General features: G+C 67.7%; 24 protein-coding genes. 10 read left to right on the plus strand and 14 right to left on the minus strand.

All coding sequences use genetic code 11. The features are described 5' to 3' along the window. Positions 1–12 precede the first annotated feature (12 nt). Positions 13–570, plus strand: coding sequence for a hypothetical protein (locus ACX12F_RS26375; protein ID WP_234711389.1), 558 nt, complete (start codon positions 13–15; stop codon positions 568–570). A 57-nt stretch (positions 571–627) separates the two neighbouring features. On the opposite strand, the gene ACX12F_RS26380 is transcribed toward ACX12F_RS26375, so the two are convergent. The 3 genes from ACX12F_RS26380 to ssd form a co-directional block, all read right to left on the minus strand. Next, positions 628–1,182, minus strand: coding sequence for a class I SAM-dependent methyltransferase (locus ACX12F_RS26380; protein WP_459367196.1), 555 nt, complete (start codon positions 1,180–1,182; stop codon positions 628–630). Positions 1,183–1,283: 101 nt separating this feature from the next. Beyond that, complete coding sequence (locus ACX12F_RS26385; protein WP_459367197.1) at positions 1,284–2,300, minus strand: TadA family conjugal transfer-associated ATPase; 1,017 nt, start codon at positions 2,298–2,300, stop codon at positions 1,284–1,286. Positions 2,301–2,331: 31 nt separating this feature from the next. After that, positions 2,332–3,405, minus strand: a complete 1,074-nt coding sequence (gene ssd, locus ACX12F_RS26390; protein WP_459367198.1) for a septum site-determining protein Ssd — start codon at positions 3,403–3,405, stop codon at positions 2,332–2,334. 495 nt (positions 3,406–3,900) lie between these two features. Between ssd and ACX12F_RS26395 the strand changes: the two genes are divergently transcribed. Then, positions 3,901–4,770: an HAD-IB family hydrolase gene (locus ACX12F_RS26395; RefSeq protein WP_459367199.1), complete on the plus strand. Its 870-nt coding sequence runs from the start codon at positions 3,901–3,903 to the stop codon at positions 4,768–4,770. Positions 4,771–5,213: 443 nt separating this feature from the next. Here the strand turns inward: ACX12F_RS26395 and ACX12F_RS26400 are convergent, their stop codons facing one another. Beyond that, positions 5,214–5,984 (minus strand): Fic family protein, encoded by a 771-nt coding sequence (locus ACX12F_RS26400; RefSeq protein WP_459367200.1) that lies wholly within the window; start codon positions 5,982–5,984, stop codon positions 5,214–5,216. A 99-nt stretch (positions 5,985–6,083) separates the two neighbouring features. On the opposite strand from ACX12F_RS26400, the gene acs reads away from it, so the two are divergent. After that, positions 6,084–8,042, plus strand: a complete 1,959-nt coding sequence (acs, locus tag ACX12F_RS26405) for an acetate--CoA ligase (protein WP_459367201.1) — start codon at positions 6,084–6,086, stop codon at positions 8,040–8,042. A gap of 52 nt (positions 8,043–8,094) precedes the next feature. Here the strand turns inward: acs and ACX12F_RS26410 are convergent, their stop codons facing one another. Next, positions 8,095–8,775 carry a S1 family peptidase gene (locus ACX12F_RS26410; RefSeq protein ID WP_459367202.1) on the minus strand — a complete coding sequence of 227 codons (681 nt, stop codon included), beginning with the start codon at positions 8,773–8,775 and terminating at the stop codon, positions 8,095–8,097. Between the two features lie 90 nt (positions 8,776–8,865). On the opposite strand from ACX12F_RS26410, the gene ACX12F_RS26415 reads away from it, so the two are divergent. Together ACX12F_RS26415 and ACX12F_RS26420 are read left to right on the plus strand one after the other, a co-directional pair. Continuing rightward, on the plus strand, positions 8,866–9,375 hold the full coding sequence (locus ACX12F_RS26415) for a phage holin family protein (RefSeq protein WP_459367203.1): 510 nt from the start codon (positions 8,866–8,868) through the stop codon (positions 9,373–9,375). Beyond that, positions 9,375–10,340: an alpha/beta fold hydrolase gene (locus ACX12F_RS26420; RefSeq protein ID WP_459367204.1), complete on the plus strand. Its 966-nt coding sequence runs from the start codon at positions 9,375–9,377 to the stop codon at positions 10,338–10,340. Before ACX12F_RS26415 ends, ACX12F_RS26420 begins: the two co-directional genes overlap by 1 nt. Here ACX12F_RS26420 and marP read toward each other — a convergent pair. Genes marP through nth form a run of 4 tightly spaced genes read right to left on the minus strand, consistent with a single transcriptional unit; the run spans position 10,329 to position 13,766 of the window. Further along, entirely contained in the window at positions 10,329–11,522 is a 1,194-nt protein-coding gene (marP, locus tag ACX12F_RS26425) for an acid resistance serine protease MarP (protein WP_459367205.1), read from the minus strand. The genes ACX12F_RS26420 and marP overlap by 12 nt on opposite strands. Continuing rightward, entirely contained in the window at positions 11,519–12,277 is a 759-nt protein-coding gene (locus ACX12F_RS26430) for an NUDIX hydrolase (RefSeq protein WP_459370519.1), read from the minus strand. Before ACX12F_RS26430 ends, marP begins: the two co-directional genes overlap by 4 nt. 2 nt (positions 12,278–12,279) lie before the next feature. Next, complete coding sequence (locus ACX12F_RS26435; RefSeq protein ID WP_459367206.1) at positions 12,280–12,939, minus strand: TlpA family protein disulfide reductase; 660 nt, start codon at positions 12,937–12,939, stop codon at positions 12,280–12,282. Next, positions 12,936–13,766 carry an endonuclease III gene (gene nth, locus ACX12F_RS26440; protein ID WP_459367207.1) on the minus strand — a complete coding sequence of 277 codons (831 nt, stop codon included), beginning with the start codon at positions 13,764–13,766 and terminating at the stop codon, positions 12,936–12,938. Before nth ends, ACX12F_RS26435 begins: the two co-directional genes overlap by 4 nt. Before the next feature lie 21 nt (positions 13,767–13,787). On the opposite strand from nth, the gene ACX12F_RS26445 reads away from it, so the two are divergent. Both ACX12F_RS26445 and crp read left to right on the plus strand, forming a co-directional pair. Then, on the plus strand, positions 13,788–14,138 hold the full coding sequence (locus ACX12F_RS26445) for a hypothetical protein (RefSeq protein ID WP_459367208.1): 351 nt from the start codon (positions 13,788–13,790) through the stop codon (positions 14,136–14,138). Positions 14,139–14,241: 103 nt separating this feature from the next. Then, positions 14,242–14,916 (plus strand): cAMP-activated global transcriptional regulator CRP, encoded by a 675-nt coding sequence (gene crp / locus ACX12F_RS26450; protein WP_020100982.1) that lies wholly within the window; start codon positions 14,242–14,244, stop codon positions 14,914–14,916. An 80-nt stretch (positions 14,917–14,996) separates the two neighbouring features. Here crp and ACX12F_RS26455 read toward each other — a convergent pair whose 3' ends face one another. From ACX12F_RS26455 to ACX12F_RS26465, 3 genes are read right to left on the minus strand one after another with little or no spacing between them, the layout of a single operon-like run. Further along, entirely contained in the window at positions 14,997–15,803 is an 807-nt protein-coding gene (locus ACX12F_RS26455) for an MBL fold metallo-hydrolase (protein ID WP_459367209.1), read from the minus strand. Then, positions 15,800–16,255, minus strand: a complete 456-nt coding sequence (locus ACX12F_RS26460; protein WP_459367210.1) for a RidA family protein — start codon at positions 16,253–16,255, stop codon at positions 15,800–15,802. The genes ACX12F_RS26455 and ACX12F_RS26460 overlap by 4 nt, the downstream gene beginning before the upstream one ends. Next, the gene (locus ACX12F_RS26465) at positions 16,252–16,413 is read right to left on the minus strand and encodes a Sp36 family protein (protein WP_090562576.1); all 162 of its coding nucleotides are present in this window, start codon (positions 16,411–16,413) and stop codon (positions 16,252–16,254) included. The genes ACX12F_RS26460 and ACX12F_RS26465 overlap by 4 nt, the downstream gene beginning before the upstream one ends. 48 nt (positions 16,414–16,461) lie before the next feature. On the opposite strand from ACX12F_RS26465, the gene ACX12F_RS26470 reads away from it, so the two are divergent. Together ACX12F_RS26470 and ACX12F_RS26475 are read left to right on the plus strand one after the other, a co-directional pair. Then, complete coding sequence (locus ACX12F_RS26470; protein ID WP_459367211.1) at positions 16,462–17,502, plus strand: ATPase BagA; 1,041 nt, start codon at positions 16,462–16,464, stop codon at positions 17,500–17,502. Then, a complete protein-coding gene (locus ACX12F_RS26475; protein ID WP_459367212.1) occupies positions 17,499–18,650 on the plus strand; it encodes an ATPase BagB in 1,152 nt (383 codons plus the stop codon). Before ACX12F_RS26470 ends, ACX12F_RS26475 begins: the two co-directional genes overlap by 4 nt. Here the strand turns inward: ACX12F_RS26475 and ACX12F_RS26480 are convergent. Further along, positions 18,617–18,775: a hypothetical protein gene (locus ACX12F_RS26480; protein ID WP_459367213.1), complete on the minus strand. Its 159-nt coding sequence runs from the start codon at positions 18,773–18,775 to the stop codon at positions 18,617–18,619. The genes ACX12F_RS26475 and ACX12F_RS26480 overlap by 34 nt on opposite strands. Before the next feature lie 140 nt (positions 18,776–18,915). Continuing rightward, positions 18,916–19,281, minus strand: coding sequence for a WhiB family transcriptional regulator (locus ACX12F_RS26485; protein ID WP_459370520.1), 366 nt, complete (start codon positions 19,279–19,281; stop codon positions 18,916–18,918). A gap of 281 nt (positions 19,282–19,562) precedes the next feature. Between ACX12F_RS26485 and ponA2 the strand changes: the two genes are divergently transcribed. Further along, on the plus strand, positions 19,563–21,998 hold the full coding sequence (ponA2, locus tag ACX12F_RS26490) for a transglycosylase/D,D-transpeptidase PonA2 (protein ID WP_459367214.1): 2,436 nt from the start codon (positions 19,563–19,565) through the stop codon (positions 21,996–21,998). Positions 21,999–22,039: the final 41 nt, after the last annotated feature.

The following is a 22,039-nucleotide window of genomic DNA, read 5'->3' on the forward strand; positions in this document are numbered from 1 at the left end:
CGCCGACGCCCAGTGGAAGCGATCGAGAAGCGGGCACACCGCAGCATCGAGTGTGAACAACGGGTCCGAAAAGCGTTGAGCAGACTCACGAAAACCGGTATTCCGTTCACCGTCAAAGACGTGTGCGACCTCGCCGGGGTCGGCAAGACATTCATCTACGACCCGCGCCATCCCGAGCTGACCCAGGCCATCCTCGACGCGCGCAACGCCTCGCAAATCGCCGTTACGACCCGGGCTGAAGACCGCGTTGACGGTCGAACCTCGTCCTGGCGCGAAAGAGCCATCAACGCCGAAGGGCTCGCCAAGAAACTCAAAGCCGATCTAGCCGAACGGGATTCACGCATCGCCGATCTTATCGGCCAACTCTACGACCCCGACGGCGTGCATCTCGTTGACGAGAACGCACGTCTGCGAGGCCTGCTAGCCGTAGCCAATCAGAACCTCAAAGACGCGCACATCGAAGTGCAGAAACTCACTCGATCACTCGACGGGGCGCGGGCCAACGTCAAACGCGAACGACAGCGCAACGTGACGCAACTATTTGGCGCTGGCGGCCCGGAGCTGCGTTAACGCGGCCAGACCGAAGCGTCGTAGCGCAGTCACTCGAAAAGGAGACCTATGAGCCAGTCACAAAGGCCGGTGTGTGTCGAAATGGGCGATCGCTCCGGTGCACTCGAGCACGTCGATCACCAGACCGGCGTCAGTGAGCCACCGGTGGGCGTCGGTCCGTGTGCCCGCAGGGCCAAACGCGCCCGCAGCCCGCAGCCCGGTCATGTAGATGTCAGCGCGGCGGAGTTGTCCACGAACGGCGAACTCGCCGATCAGACGACCGCCTGGGCGCAAACACCGCGCGATCTCCGCCACCGCGGCGGCCGGCTCCGGGACACAGTGCAACCCGTTGAAGCACACGCACAAATCGAACCGGCCATCGTCGAAAGGCATGTGTTCGATGCTGCCCTCGATCAGGGTGGTCCGATCGCGATGTTCGGCAGGAATTCTGCGGCGGGCAAGCTCCAACATCGGCGCCGAAATGTCCAAGCCCACGTAGCTGACGTCCTGATCGGGTCGCAACCGACGCATCGCGATCCCGCCACCACACGGCACATCGAGAATCTCTGCACCGCTCGGCATGTCGCCGATCACGTCCATCGCGCGATAAACACGATCAACGTCAGCACCCATCACAAGACGGCCAAACCGGCGAGCGGCAGACTCCTGGCCCATCGCCCAGTCATACGACGCCCCCACGGTCTTCGCGAATGTAGGACTTTGCCAAACCCGACTCACATTGGCCACAGCGCCCAACCTAACCACTCGGAGAACTCCAAGCGGGGCATCGCCCCGTCCCTAATGCCCCGCACCCTTCGCACTGTCGCGAACGCGTCCTCAACATTGTCAAGTGGCCAAATGATGGTTGACGAAAATTTTTGGCAACTAATGGGTGGGTTGAGTGCGGCGAGCAGGTCCACGACCTCGCCGCCGCGAACCTCTCCGACCACGATGCGGTCCGGACGCATCCTCAGCGCCTGCCGCACCAGATCGCGCACCGTCACCGCACCGACGCCTTCGACGTTGGCGCCGCGGGCGACCAACCGGACCAGGTGCGGATGTTGTGGCGCCAACTCGGCGGCGTCCTCGACACAGACGATGCGTTCGGCCGGGTCGACGGCACCGAGGAGCGCCGACAGCATGGTGGTCTTTCCGGCGCCGGTCCCGCCCGAGACCAGGAAGGCCAGCCGCGCCGCCACGATGTCGTCGATCAACGACGCGGCCGGTGGCGCGATGGCTCCGGACCCGACGAGAGCGCCCAGGTCCTGGGTCGCGGGCCGTAGCACCCGCAGCGAGAGGCAGGTTCCTGCCGCGGCGATCGGGGGCAGCACGGCGTGCAACCGGACGCTCAAGCCGCCACCGATACCGCCCAGGTGACCGTCGACCCACGGTTGCGAATCATCCAGTCGGCGACCGGCAGCCAGCGCCAGCCGTTGCGCCAAGCGCTGCACGGCGGCCTCGTCCGGAAAGCGGACCATGCTGCGGCGCAACCCGTTTCCATCGTCGACCCACACCTCGTCGGGCGCGCTCACCAGCACGTCGGTGGTACCCGGCGCCCGCAACAGCGGCTCCAGAATCCCGGCACCGGTCAGCTCGGTCTGCAATAGCCGCATGCCGGCCAGCACGTCACTGTCGGCCAGCACACCGCCAGACTCGGCGCGGATGGCTGCGGCCACCGTGTTGGGATGCAGCGCGCCGCTACTCTGCGCGGCCAGGCGCTCCCGGACGCGATCCACCAACGACGACGTCATGCGCGTTCCGCCCCCGGCTTCTCGCTGAGTGTCACGCCGCTGCCCCCGGCTGCCCGCGCAGCACCGCGAGGACGCGACGGGCGGCCGCCGCCAGCGGCGACCGGCTCCGCAGACTGCGGCCGAGACCGCCCCGCTCGAGTGCGTCGTCGAGACTGCTCTCCGCACGCATGGACGCCAGCAGCGGTAACCCCAGCATCGTCGACATCTCGGTAGCGCGGAGCCCGCCGGGCGCGGGACCCCGCACCACCAAACCGACGTTCGGGTTGAGTGCCGCCACCCATTCCGCCACCACACGTGTGGCCGCACAGGCCCGCACCTCCGCCGGCGCCACCACGACTACGAGATCGGCGGCGGCAACCACGGTCTCCGCCGCGGCCGATGCCTGCCGCGGCACATCGCAGATCACGGTCGCACCGGCCCAGCTCCCGGCCTCGACAACCGCGGCCAGCGCCGTCGGCCTCAATTCGACGCCGGTGCGTCCGGCCGACAGCATCACCACGCCGCGCCGGCGCGGCAACGCATCACGCAGCGCCGCATAACTGAGCCGTCCGCCCGCTGCCGCCAGGTCCGGCCAGCGCAGGCCCGCATCGCCCTCGGCGCCGAGGGCGAGATCGATGCCGCCACCCCAGGCATCGACATCGACCAACAGACATTCGTGGTCAGGGTCGCCCGCGGCCTGCGCCAACGCGATCGCAAACACCGATGCCCCACCGCCCCCGCGGCCACCGATCACCGCGACGACGGCACCTCGGCGGCCGTCCGATTCGCCGGCTGCAGCGTCGGACAGGACACCAACAAGATCGGACTCCTGGCCGGGCAAGGTGATGACATCCTGCGCACCGATCAGCATCGCGGCCTCGAACTCGCGGGTGCCCGGCGCTTCGGCAGCGATCAGCACCACAGCATTCCGCCGTGGCATACCGAGCTCGCGACAGCGCTGGGCGGCCGCGACATCGAGCAGTACCGCCGCGGCTCCGACCCACGCATTCCGGCCGGACGGTTCCGCCCCGTACACCACCCTGATGCCCGTCGCCGCGGCGATGCGCTCGATGTCGTCGCGCAGTCCGGCGTCGGAGATCAGTGCCAGTGCCCCGGTTGTTGTCATGAGTCCACCGTGATCGGCAGCAGGCCGCGACACCAGAGCGCACGCGCAGAATGTGGATGGATCGCAAACTGTGGACAACTTTATTGACGGAGTCGTGAGAATGTCGTTCCGCAACTTTTTGCGAACTTCGAGCGACATTCGGCGACTCGGGATCGCGGCGGTTACGCCACAGGCAGAAAAGAGCGAACGGACGCCGACCCAAACGCGTCGAAGAGGCTTCGCCTGGAGGAAATCTGACCTACCCCGAAAAAGGGACGACCCCCGCCAGGGGGGGGAGGAGGCGGAGGTCGTCGTGGATCAGCCCCGGGGGGTCGGGCTGATGCACACCCGGCGCTGGCCGGGTAAAGCCCACTATACACACGTCAACAGGGCTCTGCGCAACTGTTGATTGTCTGTGAAAGGGGCGTGTCAGCACGTCAATCGCCGCAGCGGTCAGGCCACCGGCGACCGACACGGCGGTGCTGCCGCCCACCCGGTGCCGACGTTCCGGAGCTTATGCTGGGAGCCGTGACCGCAACCGATCCGGCCGCCGAGGCCGCGGCCGCGCCGCGCCAGGAGGCCGAGCCCAGCGGTCCGGTGCGCACCGCAGCCTTCTTCGATCTCGACAAAACCGTCATCGCCAAGTCGAGCACCCTCGCTTTTAGCAAACCTTTCTTCAACCAGGGACTGCTTAATCGCCAAGCTGTGCTCAAGTCCACTTACGCACAGTTCCTGTTCCTGATGTCCGGCGCCGACCACGACCAGATGGACCGCATGCGGTCTTACCTGACCAACATGTGCACGGGCTGGGACGTCGAACAGGTCAAGTCGATCGTCGCCGAGACGCTGCATGACATCGTCGACCCACTGGTCTTCGCCGAAGCCGCCAACCTGATCTCCGATCACAAGCTGTGCGGCCGTGACGTCGTCGTGGTCTCGGCATCCGGCGAGGAGATCGTGGCGCCCATCGCCCGCGAACTCGGCGCTCACCATTCGATGGCAACACGCATGGTGGTCACAGACGGCAAGTACACCGGTGACGTCGACTTCTACTGCTTCGCCGAAGGCAAGGTGCAGGCCATCGAGGAACTCGCCGCCCGTGAGGGCTACGCGCTCGAACACTGCTACGCCTACTCGGACTCCATCACGGACCTGCCGATGCTCGCGGCCGTCGGCCACCCGGCCGTGGTCAATCCGGATCGCGCTTTACGCAAGGAGGCCGTCGCGCGCGGCTGGCCGGTACTGACCTTCAACCGCCCGGTCTCGCTGCGAGACCGGCTCCCGGCGCCGTCGGGTGCCGCCGTCGCCACGACTCTGGCCGTCGGCGCCAGCGCCCTCGCAGCCGGCGCCGTGACTTACTCGCTGCTCCGCCGCCTGAACTTCTGAAAGCTACTGACGAGTTGCTGAACGCCCCTCCGTAACAATCAGAAATCGCCCGCGATTGGCCCTTGATGTGACTGCGGTCACGGAGTACAAAGGAAGCACGGAAGCCCCCGAGGCCAAGACCGAACCGGAAGAGAAGGTTCGATCTCCCGAAGCGGGCATCCCAGCACGGAATACCGGCACCCACGCGGAGCACATACCGCGACAATGGTAAAAGCGTTGTGGGCCTGCGTAATTGCGAAAAGTGAACGGCTACGAGAATTCCTTGGGTGGAGTTCCAGCCGCAGCGCATTGCAGGGACGCCGAGGCCACCCACACAACCCAACAAGCACGCTTGGTAACCGGGTTCCGTGCTAGCGGGCGGCGAGCCGAGTCAGACCTCTGACGACGGAGCGCCGCCCGCTTTTATGTTTGCCCGTTTGCTGGAGCCGGTGCCGGCCGGACCGCTACTTGGCAGAAGCCTGCGCGATGGACAATGCCTCGCGCGCTCCGGAATGCAGGCCGCGACTGCTGCAGATGAGCCACGCCGTCAGGCCGTCAGCGGTTCCCGACGCGAAGCCCCGTGCCGCGGCACGGTATTCACCGACCTCACGCATCCAGTACATCTCGGGCACGCCGAGACCGTGCGGGTCCAGCCCGCTGGCCATGGTGATCAGCCGGGACACCGCGCGCGCCACCACACCGTCGGCCACCCCGAACGGAGCCAGGCTGAGGAGTTCGCCATGCGCGACGGCCGCGAGCACCGTCGCCGGCACACGGCTCCCGCCACCCACGATCTCGCCGAGCAGTTCCAGCCGCCGACCCACATCCGGATCATCGGTGCGGGGGCGGCCGAGGTGGTCCTCATCCGCCAGATCCGCGGCCGCCAGCGTGTGCAGCCGAGCGATCGCCTGCAACGGTGCCCGCTGCCAGACCCCGATCAGCGCCGTCGCGCCACCTTCGAGCGCCTCGGCCACCCGCAGCGCGCCGGCCAGCACGGCGTCAGCGCGCTCGCCTTTGGCGGGAGCCTCGCCCTCTTTACTGAAGCTCAGCGCGCCACCGTCCAGCACTGATGATGCCCGGGCCGCCCGCACCGAGGCCTCGGCCGCGGTGGCGGGCCAACCGCGCAGGTTCACCTTGTGTCGATGGGCTCTACCGAGCGCTTCTCGCGCCTCGTCTCCCGCCTCGGCCACGCCGGGCAGTTCTGCCAAAGGAGCCAGCGGGTCAGGTGCAGCCACGTCCGCACAGGGTAGTGCCACCAGGCGGCCACCTCCAACGTCACGGTGGCGAGCCACCTCCAACGTCATTGCAACGTGCCAGTGACTACGCTCACAGCCATGACACAAGACACCGCTGTGCCACAGGCTTATCCACCGCCTGCCGAGTTCGCCGCACAGGCCAATGCCACCGCCGCGCTGTACCAGGAGGCCGACGCCGACCGCCTGGAATTCTGGCGCCGCCAGGGCGAGCGGTTGTCCTGGGCCACCCCGTTCACCGAGGTCTTGGACTGGTCAAACGCGCCGTTCGCCAAGTGGTTCGGCGACGGCAAGCTCAATGTCGCCTACAACTGCGTCGACCGCCATGTCGAGGCCGGCAACGGCGACCGTGTCGCGATCCACTGGGAAGGCGAGCCCGTGGGTGACGCCCGCGACATCACCTACGCCCAGCTCAAGGACGAGGTCAGCAAGGCCGCCAACGCCCTGACCGCCCTGGGCCTGGTCGCCGGTGACCGCGTCGCGATCTACATGCCGATGGTGCCCGAAGCCATCGTGGCGATGCTGGCCTGCGCCCGTCTCGGTGTGATGCACTCGGTCGTGTTCGCCGGATTCTCGGCCACCGCGCTGGCCGCCCGCGTCGAGGACGCGCAGGCCAAGCTGGTCATCACCACCGACGGGCAGTACCGCCGCGGCCAGGCGGCGTCGCTCAAGTCCGCCGTGGATGAGGCCTTGGGATCAGACGGGGCCGGCCAGTCCTCTGTTAAGCACGTCCTGGTGGTCAAGCGCACCGGCATCGACGTGGACTGGACCGAAGGCCGCGACGTGTGGTGGCACGAGACCGTCGACTCGCAGTCACCCGAGCACACACCTGAGGCCTTCGACGCCGAGCAGCCACTGTTCCTGCTGTACACCTCCGGCACCACCGGCAAGCCCAAGGGCATCGTGCACACCAGCGGCGGGTACCTGACCCAGGCGTCCTACAGCCACCACAACGTCTTCGACATCAAAGCCGACGACGTGTACTGGTGCACCGCCGACATCGGCTGGGTCACCGGGCACACCTACATCGTGTACGGGCCGCTGGCCAACGGCGTGACGCAGGTGGTCTACGAAGGCACCCCCACCTCGCCGACCGAGCACCGGCACTTCGAGATCATCGAAAAGTACGGCGTCACCATCTATTACACCGCCCCGACGCTGATCCGCACCTTCATGAAGCTGGGCCACCAGATCCCCGCGTCGCACAACCTGTCGAGCCTGCGGGTGCTCGGCTCGGTGGGCGAGCCCATCAACCCAGAGGCCTGGCGCTGGTACCGCGAATACATCGGCGCCGGCGAAGCCCCCATCGTGGACACCTGGTGGCAGACCGAGACCGGCGCCATCATGATCTCGCCGCTGCCCGGCGTCACCGCCGCCAAGCCCGGCTCGGCCATGACCCCGCTGCCCGGCATCAGCGCCAAGATCGTCGACGACGACGGCAACGAACTGGTCCCCGGCGCCGACGAACAAGAGCACGTCACCGGCTACCTGGTACTCGACAAGCCGTGGCCGTCGATGCTGCGCGGCATCTGGGGCGACGACGAGCGCTTCAAGGACACCTATTGGTCCCGGTTTGCCGAGCAGGGCTGGTACTTCGCCGGTGACGGCGCCCGCTACGACGCCGACGGCAACATCTGGGTCCTGGGCCGCATCGACGACGTCATGAACATCTCGGGCCACCGCATCTCGACCGCCGAGGTCGAATCCGCGCTCGTCGGGCACTCCGGGGTGGCCGAGGCCGCCGTCGTCGGCGCCACCGACGCCACCACCGGCCAGGCCATCTGCGCGTTCGTCATCCTCAAGGAATCGGCGCACGGCGGACCGGAGAACATGATCGAGGAACTGCGCACACAGGTGGCGCGGGAGATCTCCCCGATCGCCAAACCGCGCGAGATCCACGTGGTGCCCGAGCTGCCCAAGACCCGCAGCGGCAAGATCATGCGCCGCCTGCTACGCGATGTGGCCGAAGGCCGCGAACTCGGCGACACCTCGACCCTGGTCGACCCCAGCGTCTTCGAGGCCATCCGCGCCAGCAAGTAACCCGGAAACGTGAAAGTCCCCCAACATCACGCTGGGGGACTTTTTCGTATCGTCAGGCGATGGGGACGTAACCCGCGCCCGGGCGGTTCTTGGCGTCGAGGTCGGAGATCACCGCATTGATCGACACCGTCACGGCCGGGGTGTGCAACGGCACGTACTTGACGACACACGTCGGCAGGTCATCGCTGAAGGCCCCGTGGATCATGCCGACCAGCTTGTTGTCGACGGTGACCGGCGCACCCGAGTCGCCCGGCTGGCCGCACACCTGGTCGACTATGGTGCCCGGGTCCTGTCCCGGACCCCAGGTGACGCCACAGGTGTAGCCGGTCGTGCGGCCCAGTTTGCACGCCACCTGGCCGAACGCCGGGTCCGGACCGATGCCGTCGATCTGGAATCCGTTGACGTTGTTCAGCGGCTGCACCTTGGCCGGGTCGAATTCGATGACGGCGTAGTCCAGGGGCTGGCTGCCGGCCACCATGACGCCCAGGTTGCCGCGGTTCTCGGCGCCCTCGGCCGCCACTTCGTGGCCCGGGCCGCCGCAGTGCGCCGACGTGAAGCCGACGAGCTTGCCGCGGTTGTCGTGCCCGATGGTGGTGAGGGTGCAGAAGGTGTCTCCGTCGACGACGATGCCCGAGCCACCGCCGAGCGGCACCGGTACATCGGCGTGTGCCGGCACCCCCGCCGAGACGCCGAGGAGGGCAATGGCCGTCGCGAACAGGGGTGCCAAACGCATCGGGGCAGTGTATCGCTGGCCGGGATCGTTAACCGGCGCCCCACGTGGCAACATATGCCAGGACTACACCGACGCCGGGAGGACGTGTTCGTGAGCAATGGCGATCGCAAGAATGGCGCAGTTCCAGCCACGGTGACCTCGATCCCGCTGGTGGATCCCCATGCACCCAAGGCTGATCCGTCGATCGGCGATCTGGTCAAGGAAGCCACCGCGCAGATGTCGACGCTGGTGCGCGCCGAGGTCGAGCTGGCGCGTGCCGAGATCACCGCTGATGTGAAGAAGGGCCTGACCGGCAGCGTCCTGTTCATCGCCGCGCTGGTGGTGCTGTTCTACTCGACGTTCTTTTTCTTCTTCTTCCTCGGCTCGCTGCTGGAGCTGTGGCTACCCAGCTGGGCGTCGTACCTCATCATCTTCGCACTCATGGTGCTGACGACCGGTGCGCTCGCGTTCCTGGGCTTCCTCAAGGTCCGCAAGATCCGTGGGCCGCGGGACACCATCGCCACGGTCAAGGAGGCCAAGGTGGCGCTGACGCCAGGCCACGACAAGTCCTCGAGTCAGAGCATCGCCCGCACGGCTTCCAGCGACACCTCAGGCTGGTAGTGCCGCCGCCCGATCCGTCGGTCGTCCGGATCGACGGTCCGTGGCGACACCTGCAGGTGCACGCAAACGGGATCCGCTTCCATGTAGTGGAGGGCGAGAGCTCGGAGCCCGACCATCGGAACGCGGACGGTTCCTCCAACGCGGAGCGCCCGTTGGTGATCCTGCTGCACGGGTTCGCCTCGTTCTGGTACTCGTGGCGCAATCAGCTGCGCGACCTGCGCGGTGCCCGGGTGGTCGCCGTGGACCTGCGCGGCTACGGCGACAGCGACAAGCCGCCGACCGGCTATGACGGGTGGACGTTGGCCGGGGACACCGCCGGCCTGGTGCGAGCACTGGGGCACAATTCGGCCGTGCTGGTGGGGCACGCCGACGGTGGCCTGGTCTGCTGGGCCACGGCGATGCTGCATCCGCGGGCGGTGCGGGGTATCGCGCTGGTCAGTTCACCGCACCCGATGGCGCTACGGTCCTCGACGCTGACCGACCGGGGCCAGCGCGCGGCCCTGCTGCCCGCGATGCTGCGCAATCAGGTGCCGTGGTGGCCCGAACATGTCCTCACGCGCCATAACGGCGCCGCCGTCGAGCAGCTGGTCCGCAGCCGCGCCGGCGCCGCCTGGCCGGCGTCGGAGGATTTCGCGCAGGCGGCCACACACCTGCGTACCGCGATTCAGATTCCGTCGGCCGCCCACTCGGCGCTGGAGTACCAGCGCTGGGCGGCGCGCAGTCAGGTCCGCGGCGAGGGCCGGCGCTTCATGCGCGCGATGAAGCAGCGCACCGCGGTACCGATCCTGCATCTGCACGGCACCGCCGATCCCTACGTGCTCGACGACCCGGTCCGCCGGACCCAGCGCTACGCTCCGCAGACCCGCTTCGTATCCGTCACCGGCGCAGGGCATTTCGCGCACGAAGAGCAGCCGTCGACCGTCACCTCGGAGCTGTCGACGTTCCTGCACCAGCTACCCGGCTGAGATGCACTTTCCCGTCGGCACCGCGTCCTGGTTGTCGACCTTGGCCATCTGCTTGGCCACCTCGTCGGCGGTGAGAACGAAGCCGGTGTCGGCGTCGTCGACCGCGGCGCCGAACACGACACCGAGCACCTTGCCACTGCCATCGATCAGCGGGCCACCCGAATTGCCTTGGCGGACATTGCCTCTGATGGTGTAGACCTCGCGTGTGACGGTCGTGGAGTGGTAGATGTCCGGCCCGTTGAGTTTGATGATCTCGCGGATGCGGGCCGGGGTCGCGGCGAACTCACCACCGCCCGGATAGCCCATCACCACCGCGCCGGTACCGGTCTGAGCTTCCTGCTTGTCGAATTTCAGCGGCGCCGCGGACAGGTCGGGCGCATCGAGAATCGAGATGTCGGCCTCAGGGTCGTAGGAGACGACCTTGGCGTCGTAGCTCTTGTCGTCGACCTGGACGGTGACGCTGTTGGAGCCGGCCACCACGTGGGCGTTGGACATCACCCGGCCCGGCGCCACGACGAATCCAGTGCCCTCGAGCACCTTCTGGCAACTCTGCGCGACGCCGCGGATCTTCACGACGCTGCCCTTGGCGGCGGCCACCGCCGGATCGCCCACGAGCGCGGGGTCGGGAGCCGAGACGCTGACGATCGGGGTACGGCCGAACGGCTGCAACACCGACGGCAGGCCGGAGGTGTTCAGCAGCGCCGAAAGCCGCGTGGGCACCCGCTTCAGCCAGGCCGGTGCGACATCGTTGACCTCTGACAGCACGCGCGAGCCGTTGACCGCCGCAGCCAGATTCGGCTGGTCCGACGATGTCAGCGGGGTGGCCAGCAACCAGGCGGCGACCAGGACCGCGACCAGTTGCAGAGCCATGCCGACCACCGAGTCGAATCCGCGCACCACCTCGTTGCGCATGGCGCCGCGGACCGCGCGGCCCAGCACCACACCGGCGATCTCGCCGACGACGACGAGGCCAAGGATCAGGAACAGGGCGACGAAGAGCTTGCTACGAGCGCCGTCGACGTGCGCCACGACATGCGGCGCGAGCAGCACACCGGCCACCGCCCCGAGCACCACACCGAGAAAAGACAGCAGAGAGCCCAGCGCCCCGGACCGCCAGCCCGAGACGGCGGCGACGAATGCGACGGACAGAACGGCCAGATCCAGCCATTGTGAAGGTGTCATGGTTGATCCACACGGTAGCCGTTGGAGTCCCCCAGCAGCGCCATTGCCGCGTCCAGTTCCTCGACGACGTCGGTGTTCCACGGCTGAGCCCAGCCTGCGACGTCGAGCATCGCGGAGATCACCTGAGCGGTGAAGCCCCACACCAGCATCTGGTTGAGCCGAAATGCCGGGCCGGCGAACCGCCGCGTGTTCTCCTTGCGGTACACCATCAACCGGTTCTCGGGATTGACGAAGGCGCGCACCGGAACCCGCGCGACGATTTCCGTCTCCGCCGGGTCGACAGCGAGGACGTCGCCGGGGTCGGGTGAGTAGGCGAGTACCGGGACCACGTGAAAACCCGAGGGTGGGATGAACATTCGGTCCAGCGTCGTCAGCACGTGCAGCCGTGAGGCGTCGATACCGGCCTCCTCGGTCGCCTCGCGCAGTGCGGTGCCGATGGGACCGCCATCCCCCGGATCGGACGCGCCACCCGGGAACGCCGCCTGCCCGGCATGATGCCGCAACGTCGACGCGCGGACGGTGACCAGCAGGTCGGCATCGGGCGGCAGGGCGCCCGCCGGGGCGTCGGGCGCCCCCGAGAACAGCACCAGGACCGCGGCGTCGCGTTTGGTTCCGGTCAATGTCGCCGTGGCGCCCGCGGCCGTGATGGCCGCCAGCACGCTGGCCGGCACCCGGCGGCGGTAGGCCTGCGGCAGGTCCGGGGCGTTGTCGACAAGTGGCCGAAGCCACGCCGGGGCGGCCTGCGGGTTCAGCATGTTCACCCCGACACTCCTAACTGTGGGTTCACCGCCGCGGCGATCTCATCGGCACTGGTGAACGACCGGGGCAGGACCTCAGCAACGCTACCGTCCGGGCGCAGCACCGCGGTCGCAGGCATCACGTTGGGCACGCGCAGCGCCGCCGCGATTAGCCGCCGGCCGTCCTGCAGCATCGGCAGTTTGACACCCAGTTCGGCCAGGCGCAGCAGCCCGGCCGTCTCATTCTCGTCCTGGTGCACGGTCAGCACCGTCACCTTCGTGCCCATCCGGCGCTGATACTCGGCCAGCGCCGGCAGTTCATCGGTGCAGGGTCCACACCAGTAGGCCCACAGGTTCAGCACCACGGCCCGGCCGGCGACGGCCTTCGCGACGTCGACAGGCGCGCCGTCACCCGCGCAGTCCACCGTGATGCCCTGCAGGGCCCCCGATCCGGGTCCGCCCAGAGGCGTGGGACACGGCGGCAGGGCCGCTTTGGCCCGCGGCCCGGCCAGCGCCGCCGGGGTGTCGGCGTCGCGATGCGCCCGGGCGCCGTTCAACTGGCCGGTCTGCTGGCCCGACGGCCCGGACGCGGTCTGGTCGCCCAGTTGCCGCCACAGCGCCACCCCGAGAACGGCGAACACGGCCAGCACCACCACGGTCCAGCGAGTCGACCGACTCACTCGGTGATCCCGGCCAGTGCCAGCAGATGCTCGGTCTCCGGCCCCCTGACCAGCGCCGCAGCGGTCGCCAGATCTGTCGGCCCGGTGCCGTAGGACGGGCAGTCGCGGGCCAGGACGCACACGCCGCAGGCCGGCGTGCGGGCGTGGCAGACCCGGCGCCCGTGGAAGATCACGCGGTGCGACAGCAGGGTCCACTCCTTACGCGGGATCAACTCCCCGACCGCGTGTTCCACCTTGACCGGGTCCTCCTCGGCGGTCCAGCGCCAGCGCCGCACCAGCCGCCCGAAGTGGGTGTCCACCGTGATGCCCGGGACGTCGAAGGCATTGCCGAGGATGACGTTGGCGGTCTTGCGGCCCACGCCGGGCAGCGTGACCAGCTCGTCCAGGGTGTCCGGCACCTCGCCGTCGAAGCGGGTCACCAGTTCCTGGCCCAGCCCGATGATCGACGCTGCCTTGTTGCGGTAGAAGCCGGTGGGCCGGATCAGTTCCTCGAGCTCGGTCCGGTTGGCCTGCGCGTAGTCCAGCGCGGTCGGGTACTTGGCGAACAGCGCCGGTGTCGTGAGGTTCACTCTCTTATCGGTGCACTGCGCCGACAGGATGGTGGCCACCGCGAGCTCCAGCGCAGTGGTGAAGTCCAGCTCGCAGTAGACGTGCGGAAATGCTTGCGCCAGTTCGCGATTCATTCTCCGGGCGCGACGCACCAGACCCAGGTGGGTTTCGCGGTCGTATTTTGCGGTGGATCGTCGCACAGGCACGCCGGTAAGCGTACTGAGAGAAGTTGGTAAGGATACTTTGACCGGCGTCGTTTCGTGATCACCCTGAGACATTCGGCGTGTTTACTTCTGCGTGTGTCCTGGTTGCTGGTTGTGTGCATTCCCGGGTTGCTCATGGTGGCAACCTTCGGGTTGAGCCGCCTCGAAGCCATGCTCGATACGTCCAAGGAGACCTACACCGCGGCCGACGTCAAGGCGTTCGTCGACAAGGTCAAAACCGCCTGGTCACAGCAGGCCGCAGCCGCGGGCACACTGCCGCACCGATCGGCACCCCGATTCGAGGAACCCCGTGCGCTGGCGGCCCCGTCGCTCACGCGCGACAACCCGCTCGGAGCCTTCGGTGAGCCCGAATTACCCAGCCGCGCGTATGCCCACTATGCGAGCAATCCGCAATTTCGCGAGACTCGCCAGACGAATCGTGTGTAGCGTGGCTGGTTGCGAAACGGCTTACCACTAGACTGACTTTGTTAACCAGTTCACTGGCTAGCTTGCGCGCGTTTTTTATCACTCACCAGCCTTAGGGAGCAACGTGGACGAGATCCTGGCGAGGGCCGGAATCTTCCAGGGCGTCGAGCCCACCGCGGTATCCGCACTGACCAAACAGCTGCAGCCGGTCGACTTCCCCCGCGGACACACGGTGTTCGCCGAGGGCGAGCCCGGCGACCGCCTCTACATCATCATCTCCGGCAAGGTGAAGATCGGCCGCCGGTCACCGGATGGCCGGGAGAACCTGCTGACCATCATGGGTCCGTCGGACATGTTCGGTGAGCTGTCGATCTTCGACCCGGGTCCCCGGACCTCGAGCGCCATCACCATCACCGAGGTGCGGGCGGTCTCGATGGACCGTGAAGCGCTCCGTGCGTGGATCGCCGACCGCCCGGAGATCGCCGAGCAGCTGCTGCGCGTGCTCGCGCGCCGGTTGCGCCGCACCAACAACAACCTGGCCGACCTGATCTTCACCGACGTGCCCGGTCGGGTGGCCAAGCAGCTGCTGCAGCTGGCCCAGCGGTTCGGCACGCAGGAGGGTGGCGCCCTGCGCGTCACGCACGACCTGACCCAGGAAGAGATCGCCCAGCTCGTCGGCGCCTCGCGCGAGACCGTGAACAAGGCACTCGCCGACTTCGCGCACCGCGGCTGGATCCGGCTCGAGGGCAAGAGCGTGCTGATCTCCGACTCGGAGCGGCTGGCCCGCCGAGCGAGGTAACGCGCGAGTACGGCTCAGCGCGAGGAAGTTCCGCCGATGCCCCCGCACGCACAGCGTGTCGGGGGCATCGGCGTTTGGCCTTACTGAGCAGTCCGCAGGTAGTCCAACTGGGCCTGGACCGACTTCTCCGCGGCGTCCCACAGCTTCTGGTCGACATCGGTGTAGACATGCTCGACCACCTGCCGCGCCGACGCCTCGTCACCGAGCACCCGCAGGGCGCCCCGCACCTGGTCCAGCCGTTCCTCGCGGTGGGCCAGGTACACGGCCGTGACCTCAGCCAGGTTGGCGAGGTCGGGGCCATGCCCGGGCAGGACGGTCCGTCCGCCCAGACCTTGCAGCCGCCGCAGTGATTCCAGGTAGTCGCGCAGGCTGCCGTCCTCGTTGTCGATGACGGTGGTGCCGCGGCCGAGGACGGTGTCGGCCGTGAGGACGGCACCCTTCCCGTCGCTGCGCTCGCCCCTGACGTCGTCGACGAGGAAAGACAGCGAGTCCGCGGTGTGCCCCGGCGTCGCCATCACCTTGATCCGCAGGCCCGCGGCGTCGATCACCTCGCCGTCGGAGAGCGGTCCACCCAGGCCCCGCAGGAACCCGCTGCCCACCGACCGCACCACTGCCCCGGTCATGCCGACCAGCTTGTCGATGCCGCCGGTGTGGTCGTCGTGCTTGTGGCTGATCAGCACCAGCGGAATCTTGCCCAGCGCAGCGATCCGTTCGAGGTGCGCGTCGTCATCGGGTCCGGGGTCGACGACGACCATCTCGTCGCTACCGGGCCCGCGCAGCACCCAGGTGTTGGTGCCGTCGAGCGTCATGATCCCCGGGTTGTCGCATAGAAGTACCGCGGCCGATTCCGTCACCGGCCTCAGCACGCCATACGCCGGATGGCTCATGCAACCTCGACGATGAGTTCCACCTCAACCGGCGCATTCAACGGCAACTCGGAAACCCCGACGGCCGACCGGGCGTGCGCTCCCGCCGGGCCGAACACCTCGCCCAGCAATTCGGACGTCCCGTTGATCACCGCGGGTTGCCCGTTGAAGCCGGGCGCCGAGGCGACGAAGCCGACGACCTTGACCACCCGCACCACCGAGTCGATGCCGACCAGCGCGTGTACGGCGGCCAGGGCGTTGAGGCCGCAGATCCGGGCCAGGGCCTTGCCGTCCTCGGCACTGACATCACCGCCGACCTTGCCCTCGGCCGGCAGCTTGCCGCCCTGCATGGGCAGCTGCCCCGAGGTGTAGACGAGGTTTCCGGTCCGGACTGCGGGGACGTACGACGCCAGGGGCGCAACAACTTCCGGCAGCTCGATGCCGAGCTCGGCGAGCCGGTCCGAGACGCTCACTTCGGCCGCTTCAAGTAGGCCACGTGCTGCTCACCGCTCGGGTTGGCCAGTACCGACACCAGCTCCCATCCATCCTGGCCCCACTGGTCCAGGATCTGCTTGGTGGCGTGGATCAGCAACGGGACGGTGGCGTACTCCCACCGGGTCGGTTCGCTCATGCCGCCGAGCTTATCGGCCGAGGGGTACCGCATGGTTAACATGCTGGGGTGACCTCCGAATCCACGGGCCAACCCCATACCGGTTGGCCCGCGCGCCTGGACCAGGCGCGCCTCCATTTCGTCACCGGCAAGGGCGGCACCGGCAAAACCACCGTCGCCGCCGCGCTGGCGCTGGCGCTGGCCGCCGGCGGCCGCAGCGTCTTGCTGGTAGAGGTCGAGGGGCGCCAGGGCATCGCCCAGCTTTTCGACGTGCCGCCACTGCCGTACGGAGAGCAGAAGATCGCGACCGCGGAGGGCGGCGGGCAGGTCAACGCGCTGGCCATCGACACCGAGGCCGCATTCCTGGAATACCTGGACATGTTCTACAACCTCGGCATCGCGGGCCGTGCCATGAAGCGCATCGGCGCCGTCGAGTTCGCCACCACGATCGCCCCCGGCCTGCGTGACGTCCTGCTCACCGGCAAGATCAAGGAGGTCGTCGTCCGAGGCGGCAAGACCGCCAAGGAACTCAAGGGACAGCGTCCCTATGACGCCGTCGTGGTCGACGCCCCGCCGACGGGCCGCATCTCCCGCTTCCTCGACGTCACCAAGGCCGTCTCGGATCTCGCCAAGGGTGGCCCGGTGCACTCCCAGGCCGACGGCGTCGTGAAGCTGCTGCACTCGGAGCTCACCGCCATCCACCTGGTTACGCTGCTCGAGGCGCTGCCTGTACAGGAGACCCTGGAGGCCATAGAGGAACTGCGGGAGCTGGATCTGCCGATCGGCAGCGTCATCGTCAACCGCACCATCCCGGCGTACCTGTCGACGGAGGATCTGACGAAGGCCGCCGAGGGCGTCGTCGACGCCGACGCGGTGCGCGCCGGCCTCGCCGACGCCGGAATCACCCTGTCCGACAACGACTTCGCCGGACTGCTCACCGAGACCATCCAGCACGCGACGCGCATGATGGCGCGCGCCGAGAGCGCCGAGGCGCTCGACGCCCTCGAAGTGCCCCGCCTCGAACTGCCCGCCCTGCCCGACGGGGTTGACTTGGGCAGCCTGTACGAACTCGCCGAAGCGCTCGAGCAGCAAGGGGTTGGCACCAAATGAGCGGCAAGCCAGGCCATGACCTGTTGAAGCTGGACATGCACGCGATCCTGTCCGACACCGCCAATCGCGTCGTGGTGTGCTGCGGCGCGGGCGGCGTCGGCAAGACCACCACGGCCGCCGCGATGGCGCTACGGGCCGCCGAGTACGGCCGCACCGTCGTGGTGCTGACCATCGACCCGGCCAAGCGCCTGGCGCAGGCCCTCGGCATCAAGGATCTCGGCAACACCCCGCAGCGGGTGCCGCTGGCGCCGGAGGTGCCGGGCGAGCTCTACGCGATGATGCTGGACATGCGCCGCACCTTCGACGAGATGGTGCTGCAGTACTCGGGCGAGGACCGGGCCGACGCGATCCTGGAGAACCAGTTCTACCAAACGGTCGCCACGTCGCTCTCGGGCACGCAGGAGTACATGGCGATGGAGAAGCTCGGCCAGCTGCTGGCCGAGGACAAGTGGGATCTGGTCGTCGTCGACACCCCGCCGTCGCGCAATGCGCTGGACTTCCTGGACGCGCCGAAGCGGCTGGGCAACTTCATGGACAGCCGCCTGTGGCGCCTGCTGCTCGGTCCGGGCCGCGGCATCGGCCGCCTCGTCACCGGGGCCATGGGCCTGGCGATGAAGGCCCTGTCCACCGTGCTGGGTTCGCAGATGCTTTCCGACGCAGCCGGTTTCGTGCAGTCTCTGGACGCGACGTTCGGTGGGTTCCGCGAGAAGGCCGACCGCACCTACGAACTGCTCAAGCGTCCCGGCACCCGGTTCGTCGTGGTCTCTGCCGCCGAGCCCGACGCGCTGCGTGAGGCGTCGTTCTTCGTCGACCGGCTGTCTCAGGAACAGATGCCGCTGGCCGGCCTGATCCTCAACCGCACACACCCCATGCTGTGCGACCTGACCGCCGATGCGGCCGACGAGGCCGCCGGCAAGCTGGAGCAGTCCGGCCAGGACGCCGACGCGCTGGCCGCGGCGACGCTGCGGATCCACGCGAACCGCACCGTCATCTCCAAGCGTGAGGTGCGGCTGCTGTCGCGGTTCACCGGGGCCAACCCGCATGTGGCGTTGGTGGGCGTGCCGTCACTGCCCTTCGAGGTGTCCGATCTGGAGGCGCTGCGGGCCATCGCCGATCAGATCACCGGCGACGTCGCCAAGGCCGGATAGCGGGCCCGCACCATGTCCGTGGTGATGCACGGGCTCGGGGCGATGTCGACGGACGCGAACAGCCATCGCCCGTCGTCGATCGCGATCACCGACGACGACACCTGCAATGCCGGACTCAACTGCACCGGACCGCCGTTGAGCCGCAAGGGGTTCGACTTGTCTGGCCGCAGATCGGGTCACCGCCGGTATTTTCTAGGCCGGACATGCGATGAAGCCGCCGAAAAACCGCCACAAACCGCAGTTAATACGCTGCGCGAGAAGAGATTTAGACCGCGTTGCGATGCTTGCGCTGGGTCGCGAAGAACTCGGCCCAGGACACCACCTCGGGGTGCTGCTTGAGCAGGGCGCGACGCTGGCGCTCGGTCATGCCGCCCCAGACGCCGAACTCGACTCGGTTGTCGAGGGCGTCGGCACCGCATTCGACGATCACCGGGCAATGCCGGCAGATGACGGCGGCCTTGCGCTGTGCGGCGCCGCGGACGAACAGCTCATCCGGGTCGGCCTGTCGGCAACGGGCTTGGGAGACCCAGGCGATTCGGGCTTCTGCTTCAGGTTGGACCACGCCCTGTATCGCGCCGTTTCCGGCATGGGGAGCGATTGCCGCGCGAAATACTGGCTGTGTACCTGCCACCAGCGATCCCTTCGTCATACCGTCTCCCGACGGTCGTGTCCTCCCAAGTAGATCGCTGATGCGATCTACGCCACATTGCGGCTAGTAGTGTTACCTAGATCGCATTGTGTGTTCAAGTTAGGTGGTCAGGGGCCTATTGCGCAATGGGTCAGAGGTCGCTTTTTTGGGACGTGTGTCCAAACGTTAATTTTTGCCCGTGTCGCAGTCCCCTGGTTGCCCCGATGACGTGGTAATCGACCAGCACTCGGCTGCCGGCTACGACGGTCGCTACGCTGTACCCCATGTCCGAGCGACCGCAGAATCGTCCGCCGACCGCGGTCACCGTCATCAAGATGACGTGGTGCTGTCTGCTCGCCGCCGTGGTGCTCGCCGGGATGATGTTCCCGCTCATCGGGGGTGTCGGACTGATGTCCAACCGGGCGTCCGATGTCGTGGCGAACGGCTCGGCCCAGCTGGTCGAAGGCGATGCGCCGGCCGTATCCACCATGGTGGATGTCAAAGGCAACCCGATCGCCTGGCTGTATTCGCAGCGCCGTTTCGAGGTCCCGAGCGATCAGATCGCCAACACCATGAAGCTCGCCATCGTCTCGATCGAGGACAAACGGTTTGCCGAGCACAACGGGGTGGACTGGAAGGGCACCCTGACGGGCCTGTCCGGCTACATGTCCGGTTCCGCCGATACGCGCGGTGGATCCACCATCGAGCAGCAGTACGTCAAGAACTACCAACTGCTCGTGGTCGCCCAGAGCGACGCCGAACGACGGGCCGCCATCGAGACCACCCCGGCCCGCAAGCTGCGTGAGATCCGCATGGCGCTGACGCTCGACAAGACCTTCACCAAGTCCGAGATCCTGACGCGCTACCTCAATCTGGTGTCGTTCGGCAATGGTGCGTTCGGCATCCAGGACGCCGCCCAGACGTACTTCGGCATCAACGCCTCTGCGCTGAACTGGCAGCAGGCCGCGCTCCTCGCCGGCATGGTGCAGTCCACCAGCGGACTGGACCCATACGTCAACCCCGACGGCGCCCTGGCCCGTCGAAACCTGGTGCTGGACACCATGATCCAGAACGTTCCCCAGGAGGCCGACGCCCTGCGGGCCGCCAAGGCGGAGCCCCTGGGCATCCTGCCGCAGCCCAACCAGCTGCCGCGCGGCTGCATCGCCGCCGCGGACCGCGCCTTCTTCTGCGACTACGTGCTCGACTATCTGTCGAAGGCGGGCATCAGTAAGGACCAGGTTGCCAAGGGCGGCTACCTGATCCGCACCACGCTCGACCCCGACATCCAGAACTCCGTCAAGTCGTCGATCGACGGCATCGCCTCCCCCGGCATCGACGGCATCGCCAGCGTCATGAGCGTCATCCGGCCCGGCAAGGACAACCACCAGGTGGTGGCGATGGCCAGCAACAGGACCTACGGCCTGAACACCTCGGCCGGGGAAACCATGCAGCCGCAACCATTTTCGCTCGTTGGCGACGGCGCGGGCTCCATCTTCAAGCTCTTCACCACCGCCGCGGCTCTGGACATGGGCATGGGCATCAACGCCCAGCTGGACGTGCCCGGCCGGTTCGAGGCCAAGGGCCTGGGCAGCGGTGGTGCCAAGGGCTGCCCGAAGGACAAGTGGTGCGTCGAGAACGACGGGCGCTACCGGGGCAGCATGAACGTCACCGAAGCGCTGGCGACGTCGCCGAACACCGCGTTCGCCAAGCTGATCTCGCAGATCGGCGTCGCCCGCGCCGTCGACATGGCGGTGAAGCTGGGTCTGCGTTCCTACGCCGACCCGGGCACCGCACGCCCGTACGACCCGAACAGCAACGAGAGCCTGTCCGACTTCATCAAGCGGCAGAACATCGGTTCGTTCACTCTCGGCCCGTTCGAAGTCAATGCCCTCGAACTGTCGAACGTCGCGGCCACGCTGGCCTCGGGCGGCACCTGGTGCCCGCCGAACCCGGTGGACAAGGTGCTCGACCGGCACGGCAACGAGGTCTCGGTGACCACCCAGACCTGCGAGCAGGCGGTCCCCGAGGGCCTGGCCAACACGCTGGCCAACGCGATGAGCAAGGACGCCATCAGCGGCACCGGTGCCGGCGCCGCGCAGTCGGTGGGCTGGACATTGCCGGTGTCCGGCAAGACGGGTACCACCGAGGCGCACCGGTCGTCGGCGTTCCTCGGCTTCACCAGCGCCTACGCCGCCGCCAACTACATCTACGACGACTCCAGCACGCCTTCCGATCTGTGTTCGTTCCCACTGCGACAGTGCGGCCGCGGTGATCTCTACGGTGGCCACGAACCCGCCCGGACCTGGTTCACCGCCATGAAGCAGTTCACCCCGCCGGGCGTGGTGATGCCGCCCACCGACCCGCGCTACGTCGACGGCGGGCCGGGCTCCAAGGTGCCGAGTGTCGCGGGTATGGACCTCGACATGGCGCAGAACCGCATCAAGGAGGCCGGCTTCCAACTGGCCCCGCAGCCGTCGTGGGTGAACAGCACCGCGCCGTCGGGTCAGGTGGTCGGCAGCTCCCCGTCGGGCCAGACCATCCCCGGATCCATCGTCACGATCCAGGTCAGCAACGGCATCGCGCCGCCGCCTCCGCCGCCACCGCCAGTAGGGATTCCGGGACTTGACGGCTTGCCGCCGGTGCAGATCGGATCGACGGTCGTGGAGATTCCGGGCCTGCCGCCCATCACCGTGCCGGTGCTCGGGCCGCCACCCCCGTAGGCTCGGCCCAAACCTCAGAACCACATAAGCCAACCCTGTGG

The organism is Mycolicibacterium sp. HS_4_1, from assembly GCF_054515875.1.